Here is a 19,377-nt window from a genome sequence, read left to right on the forward strand (position 1 = left end):
TTGGCGGCCCCGCTCGGCCACCCCTTCCCGTCAATCCGGCTTGATCTGCGCCCTTGCGATCACTTTTTGCCAACGCGCCTGCTCCGCGGCGATGAACTGGGCGAACTGCTGGGGCGTGCCGCCGATGGCCTCGGCCGCATCGCCGGTCAGGCGGCGCTGCGACTCCGGCGCCTTGACCGCCTTCATCGTTTCGGCGGCCAGCTTGTCGATGTTCGCCTGCGGCATATTGGCCGGCGCCAGCATGCCGTACCACTGCGTCATCTCGAAGCCCGGGAAGCCCTGCTCAGCCACTGTGGGCACGTCGGGCAATTGCGGCAGGCGCTGGGCCGAGCCCGTGGCCACGCAGCGCACCTTGCCCGACTTGATGAACGGAATGATGGCGGCCGCTCCGATGGCCGAGGCATCCACACGTCCGGCCAGCAGGTCGGTCAGCATGGGGCCAGTGCCCTTGTAGGGGACGTGCAGCATGAACACTTCCGCCGCCATCTTGAAATACTCGAAGGCCAGATGCCCGGCGCTGCCGTTGCCGGCCGAGCCGTAGCTGAGCTTGCCCGGGTTGCGCTTAGCATGGGCGATCAGCTCCTTCAGGTTCTTGACGGGAAGGTCCGCATTGACGACGTAGAGGCTGGGCACCTTGGCCAGCAGGCTGACGGGCTTGAAGTCTTTCAGCGCCCAGGGCAGCTTGTCGAAGATGTAGGGGTTGACGGCCAGCGTGCCGATGTGGCCTAGGATGAGCGTGTGCAGGTCCTCGGCGCGGGCGACCTCCGACATGGCGATGTTGCCGGCCGCGCCAGGCTTGTTGTCGACGTAGACGCTCTGACCCAGCGTCTTGGACAGCTCCACCGCCGTGGAGCGCGCGACGATCTCCGAGCTGCCGCCGGGCGCGAAAGGCACGACGAAGCGGATCGACTTGGCCGGCCAGGCGGTATCTGCCGAGGCGAGGCCCGGCAGCAGCCCGCCAAGGCCCGCCGCTCCGCCGGCGATCAGCAGCTGGCGCCTGCGGTTGGGCGCGGCAGCGCGGAACGGGTGGGAATCGATAAAGGAGGGGGTGACTGGGTGGTTCATGGTCGTGCCGAAGCAGGATGCTGTTGCGCGCCAGGGTAGTTCAACCGGCGTGCCGTTGATTCACCGCGCAGCCCCTGCTTTCCCCAATGGACGGGAAGGCATTGCAGTGGGCCCGGGGGTTTTCGCCTCGGGCGAAGTGGTTGCTCGCCCCTCGCGCACGTCCCGCTGCACGACCATCATTGTGGCGGTGCCACCACAGCGAGAACGGTACGTGCGGCGAGTGTCAGTGGTCCGCCGGACGCTTCAGCTCCTGCTGCCATGCCTGGACGGACGCGATCACCCACGGCGGATCATCCAGCGGCAGATCGTGCCCCGACGCCGGATGCAGCACCAGGGCGCAGCCCCAGGCCCCGGCGATGGCGGCGGAGCAGCCGCAGTGCACCAGCCCGTCGCCCCGGCTCGCGAGCAGCAGCACCGGCATGCTAGGCGGCGCGATGGCCGGCCGGTACAGCGCCGCCGCCGCCAGCTGGCGCAGGGCGTTGGGGCGCGACACCGGCCGCTGCGTGCGAAGGGCGGCCCAGTCCCGCACGGCGGCTACCCGGCCCTCCGGCTGCGAGCTGGTCAGGCGGTGGATCAGCGCCTCGGCGCGCAGGGGCTGGTGCCACACCCGGGCCAGCGCCAGCAGCCTGCCGTAGTTGCGCCAGCGCAATCGGCGGTAGAACGGGCTGAAGCCCCGCAGGCTGGTGTTGATGAGCACGCACGCCGCGACCTCGTCCGGACACTGCTGCATCCATTCGACTGCGACCATGGCGCCGAGCGACATGGCCAGCACATGGAACGGGGGGCGATGCCCGGCCTGCCGAAGCTGGCTTCTGCACGCGCCGAGCAGGTCCTGCACCCGCCACGGGCTGGGCTGCCCGTGGAGCGATCCGTTGCCTGGCAGGTCGACGGCCACCACCACGGCGTCGGCACCCATCGCCGCGCCGAAGTCGAGGATGAAGCGCCCCCAGTGTCCGGCCTCGCGCGTCAGGCCGCGCAGCAGAATCCATGTCGTCATGCCGGTGCCTCCCGGGGCGAGCCACGCGCTGTCATGATCTGCCGGCGCATGGCATCAGTACCACGCCGCCAGCGCCGCCGCGCGCCGCAGCTCCTGGGCGGCGGCCCCCGGCAGCCAGTCGCGATAGCTGCAGGCCGCGCGCGGCAGGAAGTCGAGCAACGCCAGGTGCTGGCGCAGCACGCGCTGCTGGCGGTGGTCGATCAGCGGGTTGAACATGCCCGAGCGGGTGAACAACTGCAGCGGGTTCTTCTTGATCCAGAGCCAGGAGCCCATCTCCAGCGTCAGCGGCAGGAAGATCCGGCCGGGCTCTTCGCAAGCGCGGATGTAGAGGTGGTCCCAGAGGTCGCCGTGCGCGAGGTAGTGCACGCTCTGCGGCTCGATCAGGTAGCGGTGGTTGCTGTAGGCCTGCATGAAGATCTCCTGCAGCGCATGCAGCTCCGCCAGGTGGCGGATGGGCTCGCGCGTGTGGGCGAATGGAAACCACAGCCGGTCGGCCAGCCCGAAGCCCGAGTGGCAGTCCAGCGCCAGGCTGAACTGGCGCGACAGCAGCTCGGACTCCACCAGCTCGCACAGCGCCTGGCTCTCGGCCTCCATCGGTGCATCCGGTGCGCCCCGAAACCACGGCAGCCGCGCACTGATGCGCTGGCCGCCGATCAGGTAGGGCACGCGGTCATCCGCTGCGATCGGCGCATTGCGCATCAGGTCCACGCCACGGGGGTTGGCGCGGGTGGCCAGGCGCATGCCACCCGGGTTGACGAGCGGCATGAACACCAGACGCACGTCGGCGAGCTGGCGGTGCAGCAGGCCGTCCCAGCGCAGCCGGTTCACCACGTTCTGCAGGTAGGCGATCACCACTTGCGCGCCGATGCGCTCCAGCCCGTGCACGCCACCGAAGAAGCCCACCGCGGGCGCATCGGGTGCCGAGCTCCCCATGCAGATGGCATGCAGCGGCAGGTCCGGCCCGGGCGGCGCCTCGATCGTGCACAAGGTGCGCACCTGCAGATGCGCTGCGCCCTGCTCGATGATGCGTTCAAGCGCGGTCAGTTCTGGCAGCAGCGGTGCGGTCACGAAGGTGGGAAGGAGAGGGTGGGGCCGGCACCAAAGGCCGCTGAAGGCCGCTGCGACGAGGAGGGAGGAAGGACGGAAGGAGGGCGCGGGCGCTTCAGAATAGCGGCGGGCGGCTCTGCCGCGCGCCTTGCCCGCCGCCGCCGCGGGGCTTCTGCGGCGCGTCGTCAAACTGACATGAAAAGCCCGCAAGCTGCTGGCGCATGAACCCACCCGCCCCGCGCCGCAGACCCTCGTTGCAACGCCGATGCGCGGCTGCCGCGTCCATCGTGCTGGGCGTGGGCGCCGGCCTGGTGGAATGCCTCGCGCTGCTGCGATCGCGGCGACGGGCACAGCGCCCCGCAGCGCTGCAGTGAAGGGGTCGTGGCCGGTGGTGCCCCGCTCGCCGCGCACGCGGCGGATTCGGTAGAACCACACCCCCGCAGCCGCTGGCTGCATGCCAGAATTCCGGCCATGCAAGCCCACACCGCCTATGCGGCCCAGGCCGCCACCGCCGTGCTGGCGCCGCGCCCTGCCGAAAACACCGCCATGCCGGCGCTGTACCGCGCCGCACTCGGCTCGCAGCACACCGAGCGTTATCTGGCCTTCTTCCAGCGCCAGGACGACACCGGCCGCACCCTGCCGAGCTGGAACGCCGCCGCCGCGTTCTTCACGCTGGGGTGGATGGTGTTCCGGCAGCTCTGGGGGCCGGCGCTGGTGTATCTGGCGGCGGTCGAAGGCGCGGCGCTGCTGCTCTTCGCTGTGGGATACCAGTGGCTGGGCGTGCCACTGCCGGTACTGGCGGGCGTGGCGCTGGCTTTCTGGTGCGCGGCCTGCGTGGTGCCGGGCCTCTATGGCGACGCGGCCATGCATGCGGAGGTGCGCAAGAAGATCCACAAGGCGCTGTCGGCATCGGCCAACCTGCCGCAAGCGGTGGGCTGGCTGGCACGCCAGGCGCCCACGCGCAAGCGGCTGGCCTGGGTGGTCGCCGCCCACGCGGTATTGGCGGCCCTGGCGTTGCTGCTGTGGATCGCGTTCCCCAACAGCTTCCGGCCCGCCGATGGCCCCGGCCCGGCCACCGGCCCCGTGGCGCCGCAGAACGCTCCGATGGCGGCCGGCGCGCTGGCGACGGACACGGCGGCTCCAGCGGCCGCCAGCGGCACCGGGCCCGCCGCGCCAGCCGCTGCGGACCAGGCGGCAGGCCCGGCGCCGGCGCTGGTGCCTGCGGCCTCCACCGCCGTCTCCGCAACGAACGCGGCCGTCGGCTCGGCGGCTTCGGCACCCGTCACCGCACCCGTCACCGCACCCGTCACGGTCTCATCCACCGCGCAGACTCCGCCCCAAAAGCCGGCAGCCGCGCCCTCTGCCGCACCCGAGAGCCGGGCACCGGCCAGCGCCGCCGACGCGGCCCGGCCCCCGGCGCCGAGCGACAGGCCCGCGGCCCGCACCGCGCGGCCAGCCCCTTCGGCCGGCGCGGCGGCGGCCAGCACCCCACGCCCACGCGCCAGCGCCCCGGCCGCATCGGCCGCATCGGCCGCATCGGCCGAGCCGGCACGCCGCCAGCTCTACATCAACGCCGGCCTGTTCGGCGACCCGGACAACGCCCGCCGGGCGCATGCCCGCCTGCGCGAAGCCGGCCTGCCGGCATCGACCGCGCAGGTGCGGTCCAGCAGCGGGCGCCTGCTCACCCGCGTTCGCGCCGGCCCGTTCACCTCCGCCACCGACGCGAATGCGGCCATGGCGCAGGTGCAGCTGCTGGGTCTGGACGCCGCGCCCGCCCAGCGCTGAGCCGAAGCGTCGCCGCGGATGCCACGCGCCCGCGTCGCGCGGCGACCGGGGCGGCCTGGTTACCACTGGTGACTGGAGCGACCGGGCTCTGCGCTAAGGTCGCCTCCTTCCCCCCTTCCCTTTTCTTCTGCAATGACCAAGGAGCCTCGATCCATGCGCCTTTCCAAGACGGCCTTTCCCCTCGCCACGCTCGCCACGCTCGCGCTGATGGCCGGTTGCACCACCGGGCCGTTCGGCAAGTCGGGCACCGCCGCGGTGGCGGGCGCGTCCACCGCGCCGGTCGGCGGCCTGTGCGACGCGCAGCCGGCCCAGTCGTTCGTCGGCCAGAGCAGCACGGCCCAGGTGGTGGAAGCGGCGCGCGTGAAGTCGGGCGCCAACATGGCGCGGGTGCTGCGCCCGGGCCAGATGATCACCAAGGAATACAGCACGCAGCGGCTGAACCTCGAAGTGGATGCGGCCGACCGCATCGTCGCCGTGCGTTGCGGCTGACGCGCCGGATGCCGGCGCACCGGGGCGCCGGCCTGGGGAACCTCTGCACGAATCACCGCGCGGTGTGCATTTGCGGATTCGGGCAGTCTGCATCGTTGCAGATCCTCGCCATAGCCCCGCCATGGCTGCGGTTCGCGCCTTGCAGCCCCTCCCGATCCGCAGCGCCCACTTTCCGCTCGATTCGTGCAGGGCTTCCCCAGATCAGTCGGCGAGGAACAGCTCCTGCAGGTCGCTCAGAAAGTCGAAGCCGCGCTCGGTCGGCCGCACGTGGCCGGCCTCCTGCGTGACGAGACCCTTGCGCTCGGCCTCCGCCAGCCCGGGGGCGATGGCGGTCAGGGGCAGCCCGGTGCGCTCCATGAACTGCTGCAGCGCGAAGCCCTCGCGCAGGCGCAGCGCATTCAGCATGTATTCGAACGGCAGGTCGGCGCGCCGCACGTCCGCATCCTGCGCGATGGCCCGGCCGGCCAGCGCGCCCTCCATGTAGCGGCGCGGGTCGCGCAGCCGCACCTGCCGCACGATGCGGTGGGCGAAGCTGAGCTTGCTGTGCGCCCCGGCACCGATGCCCAGGTAGTCGCCGAACTGCCAGTAGTTGGTGTTGTGCGCCGATGCGTGGCCGTTGCGCGCATACGCCGACACCTCGTAGCGCTGCAGGCCCGCCGCGCCCGTCATCTCGGTGATGCGGTCGAGCATGGCGTAGGCCGTGTCGTCCTCCGGCACCACCGGCGGGTACTTGGCGAAGTAGGTGTTGGGCTCGATGGTCAGGTGGTAGATCGAGATGTGCGGCGGCGACAGCGACAGCGCCGTGCGCAGGTCCTGCTCCAGATCGGCCATGGTCTGCCCGGGCAGGGCGTACATGATGTCGAGGTTGAAGGTGTCGAAAGCATCGTGCGCTTCCTCCACCGCGGCCAGGGCCTGGGCGCGGTCGTGCACGCGGCCCAGCGCCTGCAGGAAGCGGTCGTCGAAGCTCTGCACGCCGACGGACAGGCGCGTGACGCCGGCGGCCCGGTAGCCACGGAAGCGGTCCTTCTCGAACGTGCCGGGGTTGGCCTCCAGCGTGATCTCGCAATCGGCCTCCAGCCGCAGCCGTGCGCGCAGGTCGCCCAGCAGGCGGTCGATGGATCGCGGTGAGAACAGGCTGGGCGTGCCGCCGCCGATGAAGATGCTGTGCACCGTGCGGCCCCAGATGAGGGGCAGCGCGGCCTCCAGGTCGGCCATCAGCGCGTCGATGTACTGCGCTTCAGGCAGCGCCTGGGCACCGGCCCGCGCCTCGTGCGAGTTGAAATCGCAGTAGGGGCACTTCTTCAGGCACCAGGGCAGGTGCACGTACAGCGACAGCGGCGGCAGGCTGGACAGCTGCAGCAGCCCCGCGCGCATGTAGTGCTGCACGTCCTTGAGCGCCGCCGACTCGCCCTCGCCCGCCGGGCCTTCTGCCGCAATGATGGGAATGGACACGTGCCGGGCCCCGCGTCAGAACCAGCGCTCGCGCATCAGCGCCAGCATCTGCTGCGCGCTGCGGCCGCGGTGGCTGTGGGCGTTCTTCACGTCCACGGGCAATTCAGCGAAGGTGGCGCCGAATCCCGGAATGAACATCACGGGGTCGAACCCGAACCCGTTGCTGCCCCGGCGCTCGCGGGCGATCTCGCCGACCACGCGGCCGACCGCGATGAGCGGCTCCGGGTCGAGCGGGCTGCGCACCGCCACCAGCGTGCTGACCATGGCGGCGCGTCGCTGGTCGATGCCGGCCATCTGCTCGAGCAGGGCCTGCACGTTGGTGTCGTCGCCCTTCTCGTAGCCGAACTGGGTGGCGTAGTGCGCCGTCTGCACGCCCGGCAGGCCGCCGAACGCGTCGACGCACAAACCGGCATCGTCGGCCAGCGCGGGCAGGCCGGTGTGCTGCGCCGCAAAGCGCGCCTTGGCCAGGGCGTTCTCGACAAAGGTGTGAAAGGGCTCCTCGGCCTCGCCCACGCCCAGGTCGGCCTGGCGCACCAGCCGGGCGCCCAGCGGCGCGAGCATGGCCTGCAGTTCGGCCAGCTTGCCGGGGTTGTTGGATGCAAGAACAATCTTCATGGTCAAATCGGGCTCCCGCGCTTGATAATCAAGCGCCAGTAGCTATTATTTTGATAGCGAATCCCGCTGCAGGGCCACCAGCTCGCCGATGCCCTTCTCGGCCAGCGCCAGCAGCCGGTCCATCTCGCGGCGCGTGAAGGCAGCCCCCTCGGCCGTGCCCTGCACTTCCACATAGTGAGCGGCGCCGTCCGGAGCCACGGTCATGACGACGTTCATGTCGGTGTCGCAGGCCACGTCCTCCACGTATTCCAGGTCGAGCACCGGCGTGCCGCCCACGATGCCGACCGAGATCGCCGCCAGGGGCGCGGTGATGGGCGAGGCGGCCAGCTTGCCGCTGGCGATCAGCGTGGCCACCGCGTCCTGCGCGGCCACCCAGGCGCCGGTGATGGCCGCCGTGCGCGTGCCGCCGTCGGCCTGGATCACGTCGCAGTCCAGCTGCAGGGTGCGCTCGCCCAGCGCCTTCAGGTCGAACACCGCCCGCAGGCTGCGGCCGATCAGCCGCTGGATCTCCTGCGTGCGGCCGTTTTGCTTGCCGCGCGCGGCCTCGCGGTCGCTGCGGGTGTGCGTGGAGCGCGGCAGCATGCCGTATTCGGCCGTCACCCAGCCTTCGCCGCTGCCGCGCTTGTGCGGCGGCACGCGCTCTTCGACCGAGGCGGTGCACAGCACCTTCGTGTTGCCGAACTCGATCAGCACCGAGCCTTCGGCGTGCATGGTGTAGTGGCGGGTGATGCGCACCGGGCGCAGTGCATCGACGGCGCGGCCGGCGGGGCGGGAGGTCATGGAGGTGGTCATTGGAACGATGTCGGGGTGGACGGATGGAGGGAATCGGAAGGCGCCCTGGGGCGCGCAACCCGGCGGCAGGCGAGTCGGCGAGGGGCCAGGGCCGCCCGGGCCCGCGCCGGCCCGCACCGATCATCAGGCCTTGCGCGCGGCGGAGCGGCGTATGGCCTCGTTGATCTCGGCGATGGAGCGTTCGATGGCCTCGTCGTCCAGGTCGTCGTCGAAGCCCTCCGGCGGCCCGCCCTGGATGGTGGAGGCGAACACGCCGTCGCTGATGCTCTCGGTGCTGATGCCCTGGGTGGAATCGAAGGTGTCCGGCATCTCCCACTCCATCGCCACCACGGTGACGTTGTCGCTCAGGCCCCCGGCCTTGCGCAGTGCGTCCTCTACCAGGTCGGGCACCGCGACGGAAACGGGCTGGCGGCCGATCTGGCGGGCGATGGTGGCATCGTCCAGCGTGCCCCAGAGGCCATCGGAACACAGCAGCAGGCGGTCGCCCTGCTCCAGCACCAGCGGCCCGGCCAGGTCGTAGATGGGCTTGGCTGGAGAACCCAGGCAGGTGAACAGCACGTTGCGGTTGACGGGCTCCGGCCCCGGAGGCGCTGCGTTGCGCAGCTCCAGGTAGGAGTGGTCGCGGGTGCGGGCCAGCACCTCGCCGCCGCGCACCAGGTACAGGCGCGAGTCGCCGCAGTGCACCCAGCAGGCCCTGCCGCCCTGCACCACGGCCGCCACCAGCGTGGTGCGGGGCGTGTCGAGCATGCCGCGGTCGCTGGCGTAGCGCAGCACCTGGTGGTGCGCCGCCAGCAGCGCGGTGGAGAGGAACTCCCGCAGGTCGCCAAGGACGGGCTTGGCTTCGCGCTGGAACCAGGCGGACACGGTCTGGATGGCGATCTGGGCGGCCACTTCGCCTTCCGGATGGCCGCCCATGCCGTCGGCCAGCACGAACAGCACGGCCTCCCGCGTGTAGCAGTAGCCCATCCGGTCTTCGTTCTTGTCGCGGCCGCCGCGCCGGCTGACCTGGAACACCGAGAACTTCATTTCGGCTTTCCGCCGAAGCGGGTCGCGTCACCCATCTTCTGGACGTTCTTCTTGGTGTCGGCCACCAGGGTGTCGAGCTGCAGGCGCATCTTCTCGCCCATGGTGAGCTTGGTGTAGCGGCGCTCGCCTTCGCGGCTCAGCTCCTTTTGCAGCGCGAAGACGGACTGCGGCCGCGAGAGCGGATCGAGCGCCATGCACCACTCCACCACCTCGATCAGGTTGTCGGAATAGACCCCGCGCAGCTTGGTGAGCGCCAGCGCCAGCCGGTCCTTGTCGATGCGCTGCGGTGCCTCGTTGGGCGGAAAGCCCTGCATGCACGCATAGATGCAGGCGCCGATGGCGTAGATGTCGGTCCAGGGGCCCATCTGCGCATCGCGCCGGTACATCTCGGGCGCGGCGAAGCCGGGGGTGTACATGGGACGGATGAAATTGCCTTCCTTGGACAGCACTTCGCGCGCCGCGCCGAAGTCGATCAGCACGGCCTTGTTGTCGTCGGTGATGAAGATGTTGGCGGGCTTGATGTCCAGGTGCAGCATCTTGTGCTGGTGCACGATGCGCAGGCCGCGCAGCACTTCGTCGAAGAGCGAGCGGATGGTGGATTCCCGGAAAACTTTCTGGGTCTTCAGGTCGCGCGCGGTGATGATGAAGTCCTGCAGGGTCGCGCCCTCCAGGTAGTTCATCACCATGTAGACGGTTTCGTTCTCGCGGAAGAAGTTCAGCACGCTCACCACCGAGGCGTGCGAGATCTGCGCGAGCGACCGGCCTTCTTCGAAAAAGCTCTTGAGGCCCAGCCGGTAGAGCGACAGCTTCTCGGGCGGCACCTTGGGCAGCAGTTCGCCGGGTTCGCGCGTGGCCAGTGACGAGGGGAGGTATTCCTTGATGGCGACCTGCTGGCCGTCCGGACCGGTGGCGAGGTACACCACGCCGAAGCCGCCTGCGGACACGCGCCGGATGACGCGGTAACCGCCAATGAGGGTTTCGGGAGGCAATGGTGCCGGCTTGATCTTGGACATATTCTGCGAAGAAGACTCGGGCACGAATCGGAACCGGGATAATCGCCTGTTTTGCAAGCAACCACCGAAAGTCCCATGGCAGTTTACAGCATGACCGGATACGCCAGCGCCCAGCACGGCGCCTCTGCGGCGGACACCGAGCCCGAGGCGCCGGCGCGCCGGCTGGGGCTGGAAATCCGCTCGGTCAACAGCCGCTTTCTGGATCTGTCGTTCCGCCTGTCCGACGAGTTGCGCTCCCAGGAGCCGGCGTTGCGTGCGCTGCTCACCGCCAAGCTCAAGCGGGGCAAGGTCGAGGTGCGCGCCTTCATCGAGAACGCCGACACCGGCGCCCTGCCCGACCCCGCCCCCCGCCTGCTGCAGCGCCTGAACAGCCTGCAGGACGCCGTCAAGGCCTGGCTGCCCCAGGCGGCGCCGCTCAGCGTGGCCGACGCGCTGCGTCTGTGCGGCAACATCTCCGGCCCGGCCGAAGACTGGAGCGAGGCCGTGCCGGCACTGGCCGAAAAGGCCCTGAAAGATCTGCTCGCCGCCCGCGAACGCGAAGGCAAGCGCTTGGTCGCCATGCTGCAGGACCGCCTGGGCCAGTTGCGCGCCCTGTCCGAACAGGCCGTGCCGCTGGTGCCGCAACTGGTGGAGCAGCACCGCCAGCGCTTTCTGGAGCGCTGGAACGAGGCACTCAGCGCGGGCGAAGGCACCGTCAACGCCGACGCCGCCCGCGACCGCGCCCTTACCGAGGCCACGGCCTTCGCCATCCGCATCGACGTGGCCGAAGAGGTCACACGGCTGCAATCGCATCTCGATGAAATCGAGCGCCTGCTGAAAAAGGGCGGCGAGATCGGCAAGCGCCTGGATTTCCTGATCCAGGAGCTGCACCGCGAGGCCAACACGCTGGGCTCGAAGTCCGCAGCGCTGGATCTCACCCGCATCAGCGTGGACATGAAAGTGCTGATCGAGCAGATGCGCGAGCAGGTGCAGAACATCGAGTGATAATTCAATTTTGATAGCAGCTAGCGCAGACTCCGTATGGACTATCCCGGAAATCTCTTTGTAGTGGCAGCGCCCAGCGGCGCCGGCAAGTCGAGCCTGGTCAAGGCCCTTTTGGAGCTCGATTCGCACGTGCAGCCCTCTGTGTCGCACACCACACGAGCCCCCCGGGGCCAGGAAAAGCACGGGCGCGAGTACTTCTTCACGTCCGACCAGGAATTCGACGCGATGGTCGCGTCCAACGGCTTCGTCGAATGGGCGCATGTGCACGGCCGGCGCTACGGCACGTCGCGCAAGGCCATCGAAGAGCGCGTCGCCGAGGGGGCCGACGTGGTGCTGGAGATCGACTTCCAGGGTGCCATCCTCATCAAGGAAGCGTTCGCCAACGCGGTGCTGATCTTCATCCTGCCGCCCAGCTGGGAAGAGTTGCGTTCGCGCCTGGAACGGCGCGGCGAGGATGCGCCCGACGTCATCGAGATGCGGCTGCAGAATGCCGCTGGCGAGATGGCCCAGGCCTGCAAATTCGACTTCGTTATAATCAACGAGTTATTTGAGCGGGCGCTTTTCGACCTGAAAACCATCGTCCATGCTCAGCGCCTGAAGTTCGCGGCCCAGCGGCGTACCCGCGCCGACACTTTCGAGTCGCTCAACATTTCCTGATCCTTTTTCCAGAGAACCATCATGGCCCGCATCACCGTCGAAGACTGCCTTGAGAAGATCCCCAACCGCTTTCAGCTGGTGCTGGCCGCCACGTACCGCGCGCGCATGCTGAGCCAGGGCCACGCCGCGAAGATCGAAAGCCGCAACAAGCCGGCCGTGACGGCGCTGCGCGAGATCGCCGACGGCAAGGTCGGCCTGGAAATGCTGAAGAAGGTGCCCGGCTGATCGGCAGCCTGGTTCGGCTCCGCGCCGTATCCCGCAAAGAAGAAGCACCGCGACGCGGTGCTTTTTTTTGCCCGAACGGTCGGCTGGCCCATGGCCGGAGAACTCGCGGCCATGGAGGGCCGATGTGCTCGGGCCCGCCCCGCGGCACCGCCTCCTCAGGATGGCGTCACGGCCGGGTACTCGACCCGCAAGATTTCCAGCGTGCGCAGCCCGCCGGGCGTGCCCAGCCGCACTTCGTCGCCTTCGCGGGCCTTCAGCAACGCCCGCGCCACGGGCGACACCCAGCTCACCTGCGACTGGCTGCTGTCCACCTCGTCGATGCCCAGGATGGTGACCGTGCGCTCCACGTCCAGGTCATCGACGTAGGTGACGGTGGCGCCGAAGAACACCTGGTCGCTGCCGTGGTGCAGCGACGGGTCCACGACCTCGGCAAGATCCAGGCGCTTGGTGAGAAAGCGGATGCGGCGGTCGATCTCGCGCAGCCGCTTCTTGCCGTAGAGGTAATCGCCGTTCTCGGACCGGTCGCCGTTGCTCGCGGCCCAGTGCACGACCTCCACCACCTTGGGCCGCTCGTTGTCCATCAGGTCCAGCAATTCGGAGCGCAGGCGGGCGTAGCCTGCGGGTGTCATGTAGTTCTTGCTGCCCGCGGGCAGCGGTGGCGCGGAGGGGAACTCCGCATCGTCCTCGGGGGCGTCGTCCGTTTCCCTGGTGAAAGCCTTGCTCATGGGCCCCAGTTTAGAGCGGTGTGCACGCGCTTCGCGGCGCCATCACCGCGTGGTGCCGTACGACTGGCCCGACGTTTCGATGCGCCTGGTCACCCAATCGGCCTGGAAGCGGGTTCCACGATGGTCAAAAAGTGCGGCCAAACGGTGTATTTTCTGGAGCAAATGTCGTTTCGGCGATCGCAGGCTACATTTAAGGGATGACAGCGGTGTTGAACAAGCCCTCCGTTTCCGATGGACTTCCCGGCAATACCCCGCCGGGCAGCGGCAGCACGTCTGCGGCGGCCGCCAATGCCGCGGCAGCGAGCTTTGCGGCCCTGCTTGAAAACCTCGACTATCTGGATGCGGCCAGCATCGAGCAGATACGGCAGGCCTACCGGTTCGCGGATGAAGCCCATCTGGGGCAGTTGCGCAGCAGCGGCGAGCCCTACATCACGCACCCCATCGCGGTCGCCGCGCAATGCGCCACCTGGAAGCTCGACGCCCAGGCCCTGATGGCCGCCCTGCTGCACGACGCCATGGAGGACTGCGGCGTCACCAAAGCCGACCTGATCGACCGGTTCGGCGCGCCGGTGGCCGAACTGGTGGATGGCCTTACCAAGCTCGACAAGCTGCAATTCGACACCCGGGAAGAGAACCAGGCCGAGTCGTTCCGCAAGATGCTGCTGGCCATGGCCCGCGACGTGCGGGTCATCTTGATCAAGCTGGCAGACAGGACGCACAACATGCGCACCCTGTCCGACATGCCCCGCAGCAAATGGGGCCGGATCTCTTCCGAGACGCTCGAGATCTATGCACCCATCGCCCACCGCCTGGGCCTGAACCAGACCTACCGCGAGTTGCAGGACCTGTCGTTCCGGCATCTCCACCCCTGGCGCTACGCCACGCTGTCCAAGGCGGTGAGCAAGGCGCGCAACCGCCGGCGCGACATCGTGCAGCGGGTGCAGACCGAGGTGGATGCCGCCTTCGCGCGCATCCCCATGAAGGTGCGGCTGGCCGGGCGCGAAAAAACGCTCTACGCCATCTACCAGAAAATGGATTCCAAGCACCTGAGCTTCGCGCAGGTCACCGACATCTATGGCTTCCGGGTGATCGTGCCCACGGTGACCGACTGCTACACGGCGCTGGGCGTGCTGCACCAGATGTACAAGCCGGTGCCCGGGCGCTTCAAGGACCACATCGCCATCTCCAAGCTCAACGGCTACCAGTCGCTGCACACCACCCTGGTCGGCCCCTCGGGCGTGAACATCGAGTTCCAGATGCGCACCGAGGAAATGCACGTGGTCGCCGAGGCGGGCGTGGCGGCGCACTGGCTCTACAAGGCGCACGACACGGATGGCACGGCAGCCGAGCGCATGGGCACGAAGTGGCTTCAGTCGCTGCTCGACATCCAGAACGAAACCCGCGACGCGGCCGAGTTCTGGGACCACGTCAAGGTCGACCTGTTCCCGGACGCGGTCTACGTCTTCACCCCCAAGAGCCAGATCATGGCGCTGCCGCGTGGCGCCACCGTGGTGGACTTCGCCTACGCGATCCACAGCAACGTGGGCGACCGCACCACCGCCGCCAAGATCAACAACGAGCAGGTGCCCCTTCGCACCGAACTCAAGAATGGCGACGTGGTGGAAATCATCACCGCGCCGGTGTCCACCCCCAACCCTGCCTGGCTGGGCTTCGTGCGCACCGGGCGGGCGCGCTCCAAGATTCGCCATTACCTGAAGACCCTGGCGCACACCGAGTCCGCCGGGTTGGGCGAAAAGCTGCTGACCCAGGCGCTGCGCGCGGAAGGGCTGGAGCAGTTGCCCGACGAAGAAAGCAACCACGCCCTGTGGGACAAGCTGCTGCGCTTCACCGGCAACCGCAGCCGGGTGGAGCTGATGACCGACATCGGCCTGGGCAAGCGCATCGCCGGCATCGTCGCCAAGCGCCTGGTGGTGCTCATGTCAGAACACGGCCACCGGCCGGACGCCCTGCTGCTCACTCGCGAACGCTACAGCTCGCATGAGAACCTGTCGCAGGGCGAAGTCACGCTTGATGGCAGCGAAAACGCATCCGTGCAATATGCGCACTGCTGCCGCCCCGTGCCAGGCGACCCCATCGTGGGCTATCTGGGCAAAGGGGAAGGCCTCGTCGTCCACAACAGCGCCTGCAGTGTCGCCAAGAAACTGCAGCACCGCGACAGCGAGCGCTTCATCGCAGTGGATTGGGCGGACGAGCCTACCCGCATGTTCGAAACGGGCGTGGTGGTCACGGTGTCGAACGGCAAGGGCGTGCTGGCCCGGGTGGCGGCCGAACTGGCGAGCTCGGAAGCGGACATCGTCCATGTCGAGATGGACGAGGCCGCAGCGATGGACACCACCGATCTGCGCCTGATCGTGGCGGTACGCGACCAAGCACACATGGAATCCGCGCTGCGCAACCTGCGCCGCACCAATGCGGTCTTGAGAGCCTTCAGGGTACTGCCGCAAGCCTGAGCTGGCGCACGATCATGGCAGGCACGGGTGGATCGACGCTCCCGGGCTCGCTGCGGTCAAGCCGCCTTCTCCATCTCATCACCACCCCCAGCCGATCCTTCTCGAGGCAGACCGGCCATGAGGCGATCTGAATGCCTTGGCGCGAGCAGCACCGCCTGCATCGCTGCTATCGAACGCATGGCTAGAGGGCCGTCGTCTCCGTCAGTGATGGGGAGGCGGGTCCTGCACCGGCCGGTCTCCGCCAGGCTGCGCCGGCGGATCATCGACTTCCGGTTGTGGCACCCATTGGGGTGATGGAGGCGTGTCGAGCGGCGGAACGGGCTGCGGCTGCGAGCCACCCGGCTGGGGACTGGACTGGAACAAGGATGACGGGGACATGGAGGTCCTTTCGTTGCACAAGACTCCAGCTTAAACAGGGTGTGCACACATGCATGCCAGTCAAAACCGCATTCAGTGGCCACAACGAGTTGAAGCACGGCGCCCTCACGCTTCTGTGCCTCGATCGGACTGAAGGACCACTTGACCTAGAAGCACAAACGAAAAAGCCCTAGAACATTTGTGTTCTAGGGCTTACGTATGGTGCGGCTGGCAGGAATCGAACCCACGACCCCTTGGTTCGTAGCCAAGTACTCTATCCAGCTGAGCTACAGCCGCTAAGCTTTGAATTCTAGCATGAAATTTCATGCCTCTTCAAAAAATCGTCTTTTTTGATTTGCCTTGCTGGGCAGTCATTGAAAGACGATGACGAATTGTACCGCAGCTGCAGCGTGTGTTTGGGAGATCAGCGCAGTTTTTTGCGAGCGGCCCAAAAGAAAAACGGGCTGCGATGAAAACCATCGCAGCCCGTCACTGTTGGTAGGGCGTGGCGGACTTGAACCGACGACCAAGGGATTATGAGTCCATCGGGGAATCCAGCAGCGGCGCGGCCTGCAGGGCGATTCCCGTTCCGCAAAAGTTGCCTATCCACCGCCCGCAAGCCCAGTGCAGGCGCGGGCCCGCTGCAAGTTGCGGAACATCTTTCGGCGCTCAACGCGCAGACGCTTTCACGGACGTAGTCGTCGCGTAAGAATCTATTGTGTAGTCTTGCGCAACACCATAAAAGTGTGTATGATTACACACATGAACAGCGCAGCACTCATCAAGGAACTCAAGGCAAACGGCTGGGTGCTGGTTCACACGGTCGGGTCACATCACCAGTTCAAACACCCGAACAAGGCTGGCAAGGTCACAGTGCCCCACCCGAAGAAAGACCTTCCTGTCGGCACCGTGAAGAGCATCAGGAAACAGGCGGGCCTCTGAGGCCCTTTTTGGAGCGACACATGCTTTACCCCATCTACGTGCACAAGGACGACGGCAGCGCATACGGCGCGACCTTCCCCGACTTCCCCGGCTGCTTTGCGGCGGCCGATGATCTGCAATCCCTGCCAGGCGCAGCACAGGAAGCGGCGGAAGCTCACTTTGGCGGCGACGACGATCCGATCCCTGCGCCCTCATCTCCCGAGCGGTGGGCGGACGACCGGGAGTACACCGGGGGGTTCTGGATGCTGGTGGAGATGGATCTGGCGAAGGTGCGCGCAAAGGCTATCCGCCTGAATATCAGCTTGAACGAGGGGCTTGTGCAGCGCATCGATGCCGCAGCGAAAGCGCGTGGGCAGAGCCGGTCCGCTTTTCTGGCGACTGCTGCAGAGCGGGAGATGGCCGGAGCCTGAGCGCTTCAAGGTGATCGTGCGCCCACAGGCGCCCGACAGGCCCCTAGCGCCGCCAGCAACTCCCCCTCGTACGCCTCGCGCCGTTCGATCTCTGCCATCGCTGCGCGCGCGAACTCGTCCAGCGATGCGCCCGGCCGCAGGGCCTCGGTCGGCAGGGCCGGCCGGCACCGGCTCGTGGCAATCGACCTGGGGAGTTATGTCCGCCATGGCCTCGGTGCGAATTCAATTGCGCCGAGCAGCGTCCTCAAGGCACGATCGGCGTGAACGTCAGCAAGTATCGGAAACCGGCGTCAGTCTGGTAGTACCCGCGTTGTATGCCGATGACGCCATCGGCGGAAACTGCCATACGACTAACCCAGGTGGAGATACCGGTGTTGCTCCCTCCTTGAACAACGCTGGCCGAAAAGCTCGTATTCACCGTTCTCAGTAAAGTCCCGTCTGGGGCTAGCACTCGGAACGCCGGCCCGCTGAAGGTGCCATAGGTCATAGGTTCCACGATGACATTTCCATCTGCGGTCACCAACAGCGTCCCGTCCTCGTACTGCCGCTCGCTGCCCAACATGCCCATCCGCGACAGATCGCTAGGACTCCAGACGGATATACCTCCCTGGTAGGAGAGCATCAGCACGCGCTTACCATCGCGCGACAATGCAATGCCGCCCGCTTGAGGCAGTCGTTGATCGTTGCCGCCCGATAGGTTCGCGGCGTAGCTCTTCGTGAAGGAGAGCGTGCCTCCACTCGCCTCGCTGTAGTCGATATCCCAGTAGAACGGCGTGTTGGGACTGTGCTGCCGGGAGTCGGTCGAATAGATACGGTTGCCGTCTGGGGACGCTGCAAGATAGCTGGACTGCAGGTCTGATGAAGATTCCCACCACCGGACTGGCTGGGCAACTTCTGCCCCCAGGACTTTGCCATCCGCGGCGCGCATGATCTGTCCGGTAGTCATGACCACCACACCAACTCCATTGGGTCGGGCATAGACCATGTCAAATAGCGCGCTTCTGTGGGCATCAAGTGCCGTTATGAGCGGCCAGGAGGCAGATAGTTTGCCCGCTCGCAGGTCGAAGACCTTTACCTGGCTCGATGTGGAATCCAGCGCATATAGAAAGTCACCCTCCGGCGATACGATCATCTTGCCAAACGACGAGCCAGGGGCGGACAGTGAGCCCACCAGGGCGCCCGTATAAATGTTGTAAGCGTCGATCTGACTGCCGTCCGCGTGCGCATAAACATAGGGCCGGATCGCGTCTGCCACCGTACGCCTGTACTCGGAAGGAACGCTTGACTTGCTCGGTATTTGCTTGATCGCGTCGCCACTCTTCCAGAAACCAACGACGATGGGCTGGGCTGGTGTCACCGAAGCGTCCGGGGAGCTCACAGAGATCGTGGCGTAAGTCAGCGAGTTGGCGGGCAGCGAAGATGGATCTGCTTGGACATTCAGTGTCTCCCCTGCTGCGCCTGACGGCGTGACGGTCAGCCATGGCTGGTTGGATCGCGCTTCCCACCTGCTGGCTTGCCCCAGGTTGTCGGAAACCGTGATCGTCTTGGTCAGACGTGAGAGGTTGGGAGCCCACGTCAACGGGATGCCCACTTCTGCGGCCAGCAACTTGTGAACGGTGCGAGGCTCTAGCCACGACTTCACCTGAATGTCGAAGGGGATCTGCCACGACGAGCCTTCGAACGGGCGTTGGCAAATATTCGCGTCATCCAGGCAGAGCCGCACCGTGAGTGCCCCCCGATAACGTCCTGGTTTAAGCGCCGCCGATACTGCCAATTCTGCTTTGTAGCTGGTGCTTCCCAAAGCGGTGATCATGGTGCCGCGAGGGTCGAACACTCCGGTCGAGTCGATGATGGCTACATTCAATCGGTCTTGTATGACCCGGGAAGAAGTAGCGGTGACCGCGATCGGGATGGTGAAGCTGCGGTCCCTTACCGTTTGCGAAATGGATGCCGGGCTGAAGGCCAGCCAGGATGGGCCCGAACTACCAGAATTGCCCGAGTTGCCGGCCGCACCTCCGTCTGTCGCTGGAGGATTGGTTACAGAGCCTCCCGGTGTGGTCGGACTGGGATTCCCTCCAGTGGCAGGAGTGTCGGATCCACCGCCTCCTCCACCGCAGGCAGACAGAAAACACAAAGCTGACAGTGCGACTGCTGCCAGAGCCACTCGTTTCACCATAACGCCACCCTCGACACCTTTAGATACAGAGGGGCGGAATTATGGCAAACCGTTTCACGACTTGAGTGCTCGGCTGCGTAATTTGATTGGTTGTGACGTGAATCTGTCGCGTGCATGGATGCGGCGTCCACCCCATCTATATCACTTCA

The 19,377-nt window shown here is 67.0% G+C and carries 18 protein-coding genes and 1 tRNA gene; 8 read left to right on the forward strand and 11 right to left on the reverse strand.

Going from position 1 to position 19,377, the window contains the following annotated elements:
• Positions 1-30 precede the first annotated feature (30 nt).
• From ABWV53_RS17855 to ABWV53_RS17865, 3 genes are all read right to left on the reverse strand, one after another.
• A complete protein-coding gene (locus ABWV53_RS17855; protein ID WP_353367490.1) occupies positions 31-1,065 on the reverse strand; it encodes a Bug family tripartite tricarboxylate transporter substrate binding protein in 1,035 nt (344 codons plus the stop codon).
• A 223-nt stretch (positions 1,066-1,288) separates the two neighbouring features.
• On the reverse strand, positions 1,289-2,062 hold the full coding sequence (locus ABWV53_RS17860) for an alpha/beta fold hydrolase (protein WP_353367491.1): 774 nt from the start codon (positions 2,060-2,062) through the stop codon (positions 1,289-1,291).
• Between the two features lie 54 nt (positions 2,063-2,116).
• Entirely contained in the window at positions 2,117-3,130 is a 1,014-nt protein-coding gene (locus ABWV53_RS17865) for a M14 family zinc carboxypeptidase (RefSeq protein WP_353367492.1), read from the reverse strand.
• Positions 3,131-3,580: 450 nt separating this feature from the next.
• On the opposite strand from ABWV53_RS17865, the gene ABWV53_RS17870 reads away from it, so the two are divergent.
• Both ABWV53_RS17870 and ABWV53_RS17875 read left to right on the forward strand, forming a co-directional pair.
• On the forward strand, positions 3,581-4,894 hold the full coding sequence (locus ABWV53_RS17870; RefSeq protein ID WP_353367493.1) for an SPOR domain-containing protein: 1,314 nt from the start codon (positions 3,581-3,583) through the stop codon (positions 4,892-4,894).
• A 153-nt stretch (positions 4,895-5,047) separates the two neighbouring features.
• On the forward strand, positions 5,048-5,383 hold the full coding sequence (locus ABWV53_RS17875; RefSeq protein ID WP_353367494.1) for an I78 family peptidase inhibitor: 336 nt from the start codon (positions 5,048-5,050) through the stop codon (positions 5,381-5,383).
• Positions 5,384-5,584: 201 nt separating this feature from the next.
• Here ABWV53_RS17875 and hemW read toward each other — a convergent pair whose 3' ends face one another.
• From hemW to ABWV53_RS17900, 5 genes are all read right to left on the reverse strand, one after another.
• Positions 5,585-6,757, reverse strand: coding sequence for a radical SAM family heme chaperone HemW (hemW, locus tag ABWV53_RS17880; RefSeq protein ID WP_353367651.1), 1,173 nt, complete (start codon positions 6,755-6,757; stop codon positions 5,585-5,587).
• 93 nt (positions 6,758-6,850) lie between these two features.
• Positions 6,851-7,450 carry an RdgB/HAM1 family non-canonical purine NTP pyrophosphatase gene (rdgB, locus tag ABWV53_RS17885; RefSeq protein WP_353367495.1) on the reverse strand — a complete coding sequence of 200 codons (600 nt, stop codon included), beginning with the start codon at positions 7,448-7,450 and terminating at the stop codon, positions 6,851-6,853.
• A gap of 45 nt (positions 7,451-7,495) precedes the next feature.
• On the reverse strand, positions 7,496-8,242 hold the full coding sequence (gene rph, locus ABWV53_RS17890) for a ribonuclease PH (protein WP_353367496.1): 747 nt from the start codon (positions 8,240-8,242) through the stop codon (positions 7,496-7,498).
• A gap of 123 nt (positions 8,243-8,365) precedes the next feature.
• Positions 8,366-9,268: a PP2C family protein-serine/threonine phosphatase gene (locus tag ABWV53_RS17895; RefSeq protein WP_353367497.1), complete on the reverse strand. Its 903-nt coding sequence runs from the start codon at positions 9,266-9,268 to the stop codon at positions 8,366-8,368.
• Positions 9,265-10,281, reverse strand: coding sequence for a serine/threonine protein kinase (locus ABWV53_RS17900; RefSeq protein ID WP_353367498.1), 1,017 nt, complete (start codon positions 10,279-10,281; stop codon positions 9,265-9,267). The genes ABWV53_RS17895 and ABWV53_RS17900 overlap by 4 nt, the downstream gene beginning before the upstream one ends.
• A gap of 75 nt (positions 10,282-10,356) precedes the next feature.
• Here ABWV53_RS17900 and ABWV53_RS17905 point away from each other — a divergent pair, with 75 nt between their 5' ends.
• From ABWV53_RS17905 to rpoZ, 3 genes are read left to right on the forward strand one after another with little or no spacing between them, the layout of a single operon-like run.
• Entirely contained in the window at positions 10,357-11,265 is a 909-nt protein-coding gene (locus ABWV53_RS17905; RefSeq protein ID WP_353367499.1) for a YicC/YloC family endoribonuclease, read from the forward strand.
• Positions 11,266-11,301: 36 nt separating this feature from the next.
• Positions 11,302-11,922: a guanylate kinase gene (gene gmk, locus ABWV53_RS17910; protein ID WP_056666607.1), complete on the forward strand. Its 621-nt coding sequence runs from the start codon at positions 11,302-11,304 to the stop codon at positions 11,920-11,922.
• Between the two features lie 21 nt (positions 11,923-11,943).
• Positions 11,944-12,147: a DNA-directed RNA polymerase subunit omega gene (rpoZ, locus tag ABWV53_RS17915; protein ID WP_056666610.1), complete on the forward strand. Its 204-nt coding sequence runs from the start codon at positions 11,944-11,946 to the stop codon at positions 12,145-12,147.
• A gap of 155 nt (positions 12,148-12,302) precedes the next feature.
• On the opposite strand, the gene greB is transcribed toward rpoZ, so the two are convergent.
• The gene (greB, locus tag ABWV53_RS17920) at positions 12,303-12,872 is read right to left on the reverse strand and encodes a transcription elongation factor GreB (protein WP_353367500.1); all 570 of its coding nucleotides are present in this window, start codon (positions 12,870-12,872) and stop codon (positions 12,303-12,305) included.
• 197 nt (positions 12,873-13,069) lie between these two features.
• On the opposite strand from greB, the gene ABWV53_RS17925 reads away from it, so the two are divergent.
• Positions 13,070-15,343, forward strand: coding sequence for a RelA/SpoT family protein (locus tag ABWV53_RS17925; protein WP_353367501.1), 2,274 nt, complete (start codon positions 13,070-13,072; stop codon positions 15,341-15,343).
• Between the two features lie 577 nt (positions 15,344-15,920).
• On the opposite strand, the gene ABWV53_RS17930 is transcribed toward ABWV53_RS17925, so the two are convergent.
• A tRNA-Arg gene (locus tag ABWV53_RS17930) sits at positions 15,921-15,997 on the reverse strand.
• Positions 15,998-16,462: 465 nt separating this feature from the next.
• On the opposite strand from ABWV53_RS17930, the gene ABWV53_RS17935 reads away from it, so the two are divergent.
• Together ABWV53_RS17935 and ABWV53_RS17940 are read left to right on the forward strand one after the other, a co-directional pair.
• On the forward strand, positions 16,463-16,642 hold the full coding sequence (locus ABWV53_RS17935) for a type II toxin-antitoxin system HicA family toxin (protein ID WP_353367502.1): 180 nt from the start codon (positions 16,463-16,465) through the stop codon (positions 16,640-16,642).
• A gap of 20 nt (positions 16,643-16,662) precedes the next feature.
• The gene (locus ABWV53_RS17940; protein ID WP_353367503.1) at positions 16,663-17,052 is read left to right on the forward strand and encodes a type II toxin-antitoxin system HicB family antitoxin; all 390 of its coding nucleotides are present in this window, start codon (positions 16,663-16,665) and stop codon (positions 17,050-17,052) included.
• Between the two features lie 244 nt (positions 17,053-17,296).
• Here ABWV53_RS17940 and ABWV53_RS17945 read toward each other — a convergent pair whose 3' ends face one another.
• Positions 17,297-18,916: a YncE family protein gene (locus ABWV53_RS17945; RefSeq protein WP_353367504.1), complete on the reverse strand. Its 1,620-nt coding sequence runs from the start codon at positions 18,914-18,916 to the stop codon at positions 17,297-17,299.
• Between the last annotated feature and the right edge of the window lie 461 nt (positions 18,917-19,377).

It is taken from the genome of Acidovorax sp. FG27 (assembly GCF_040365715.1).
Classification (GTDB): domain Bacteria; phylum Pseudomonadota; class Gammaproteobacteria; order Burkholderiales; family Burkholderiaceae_C; genus Paracidovorax.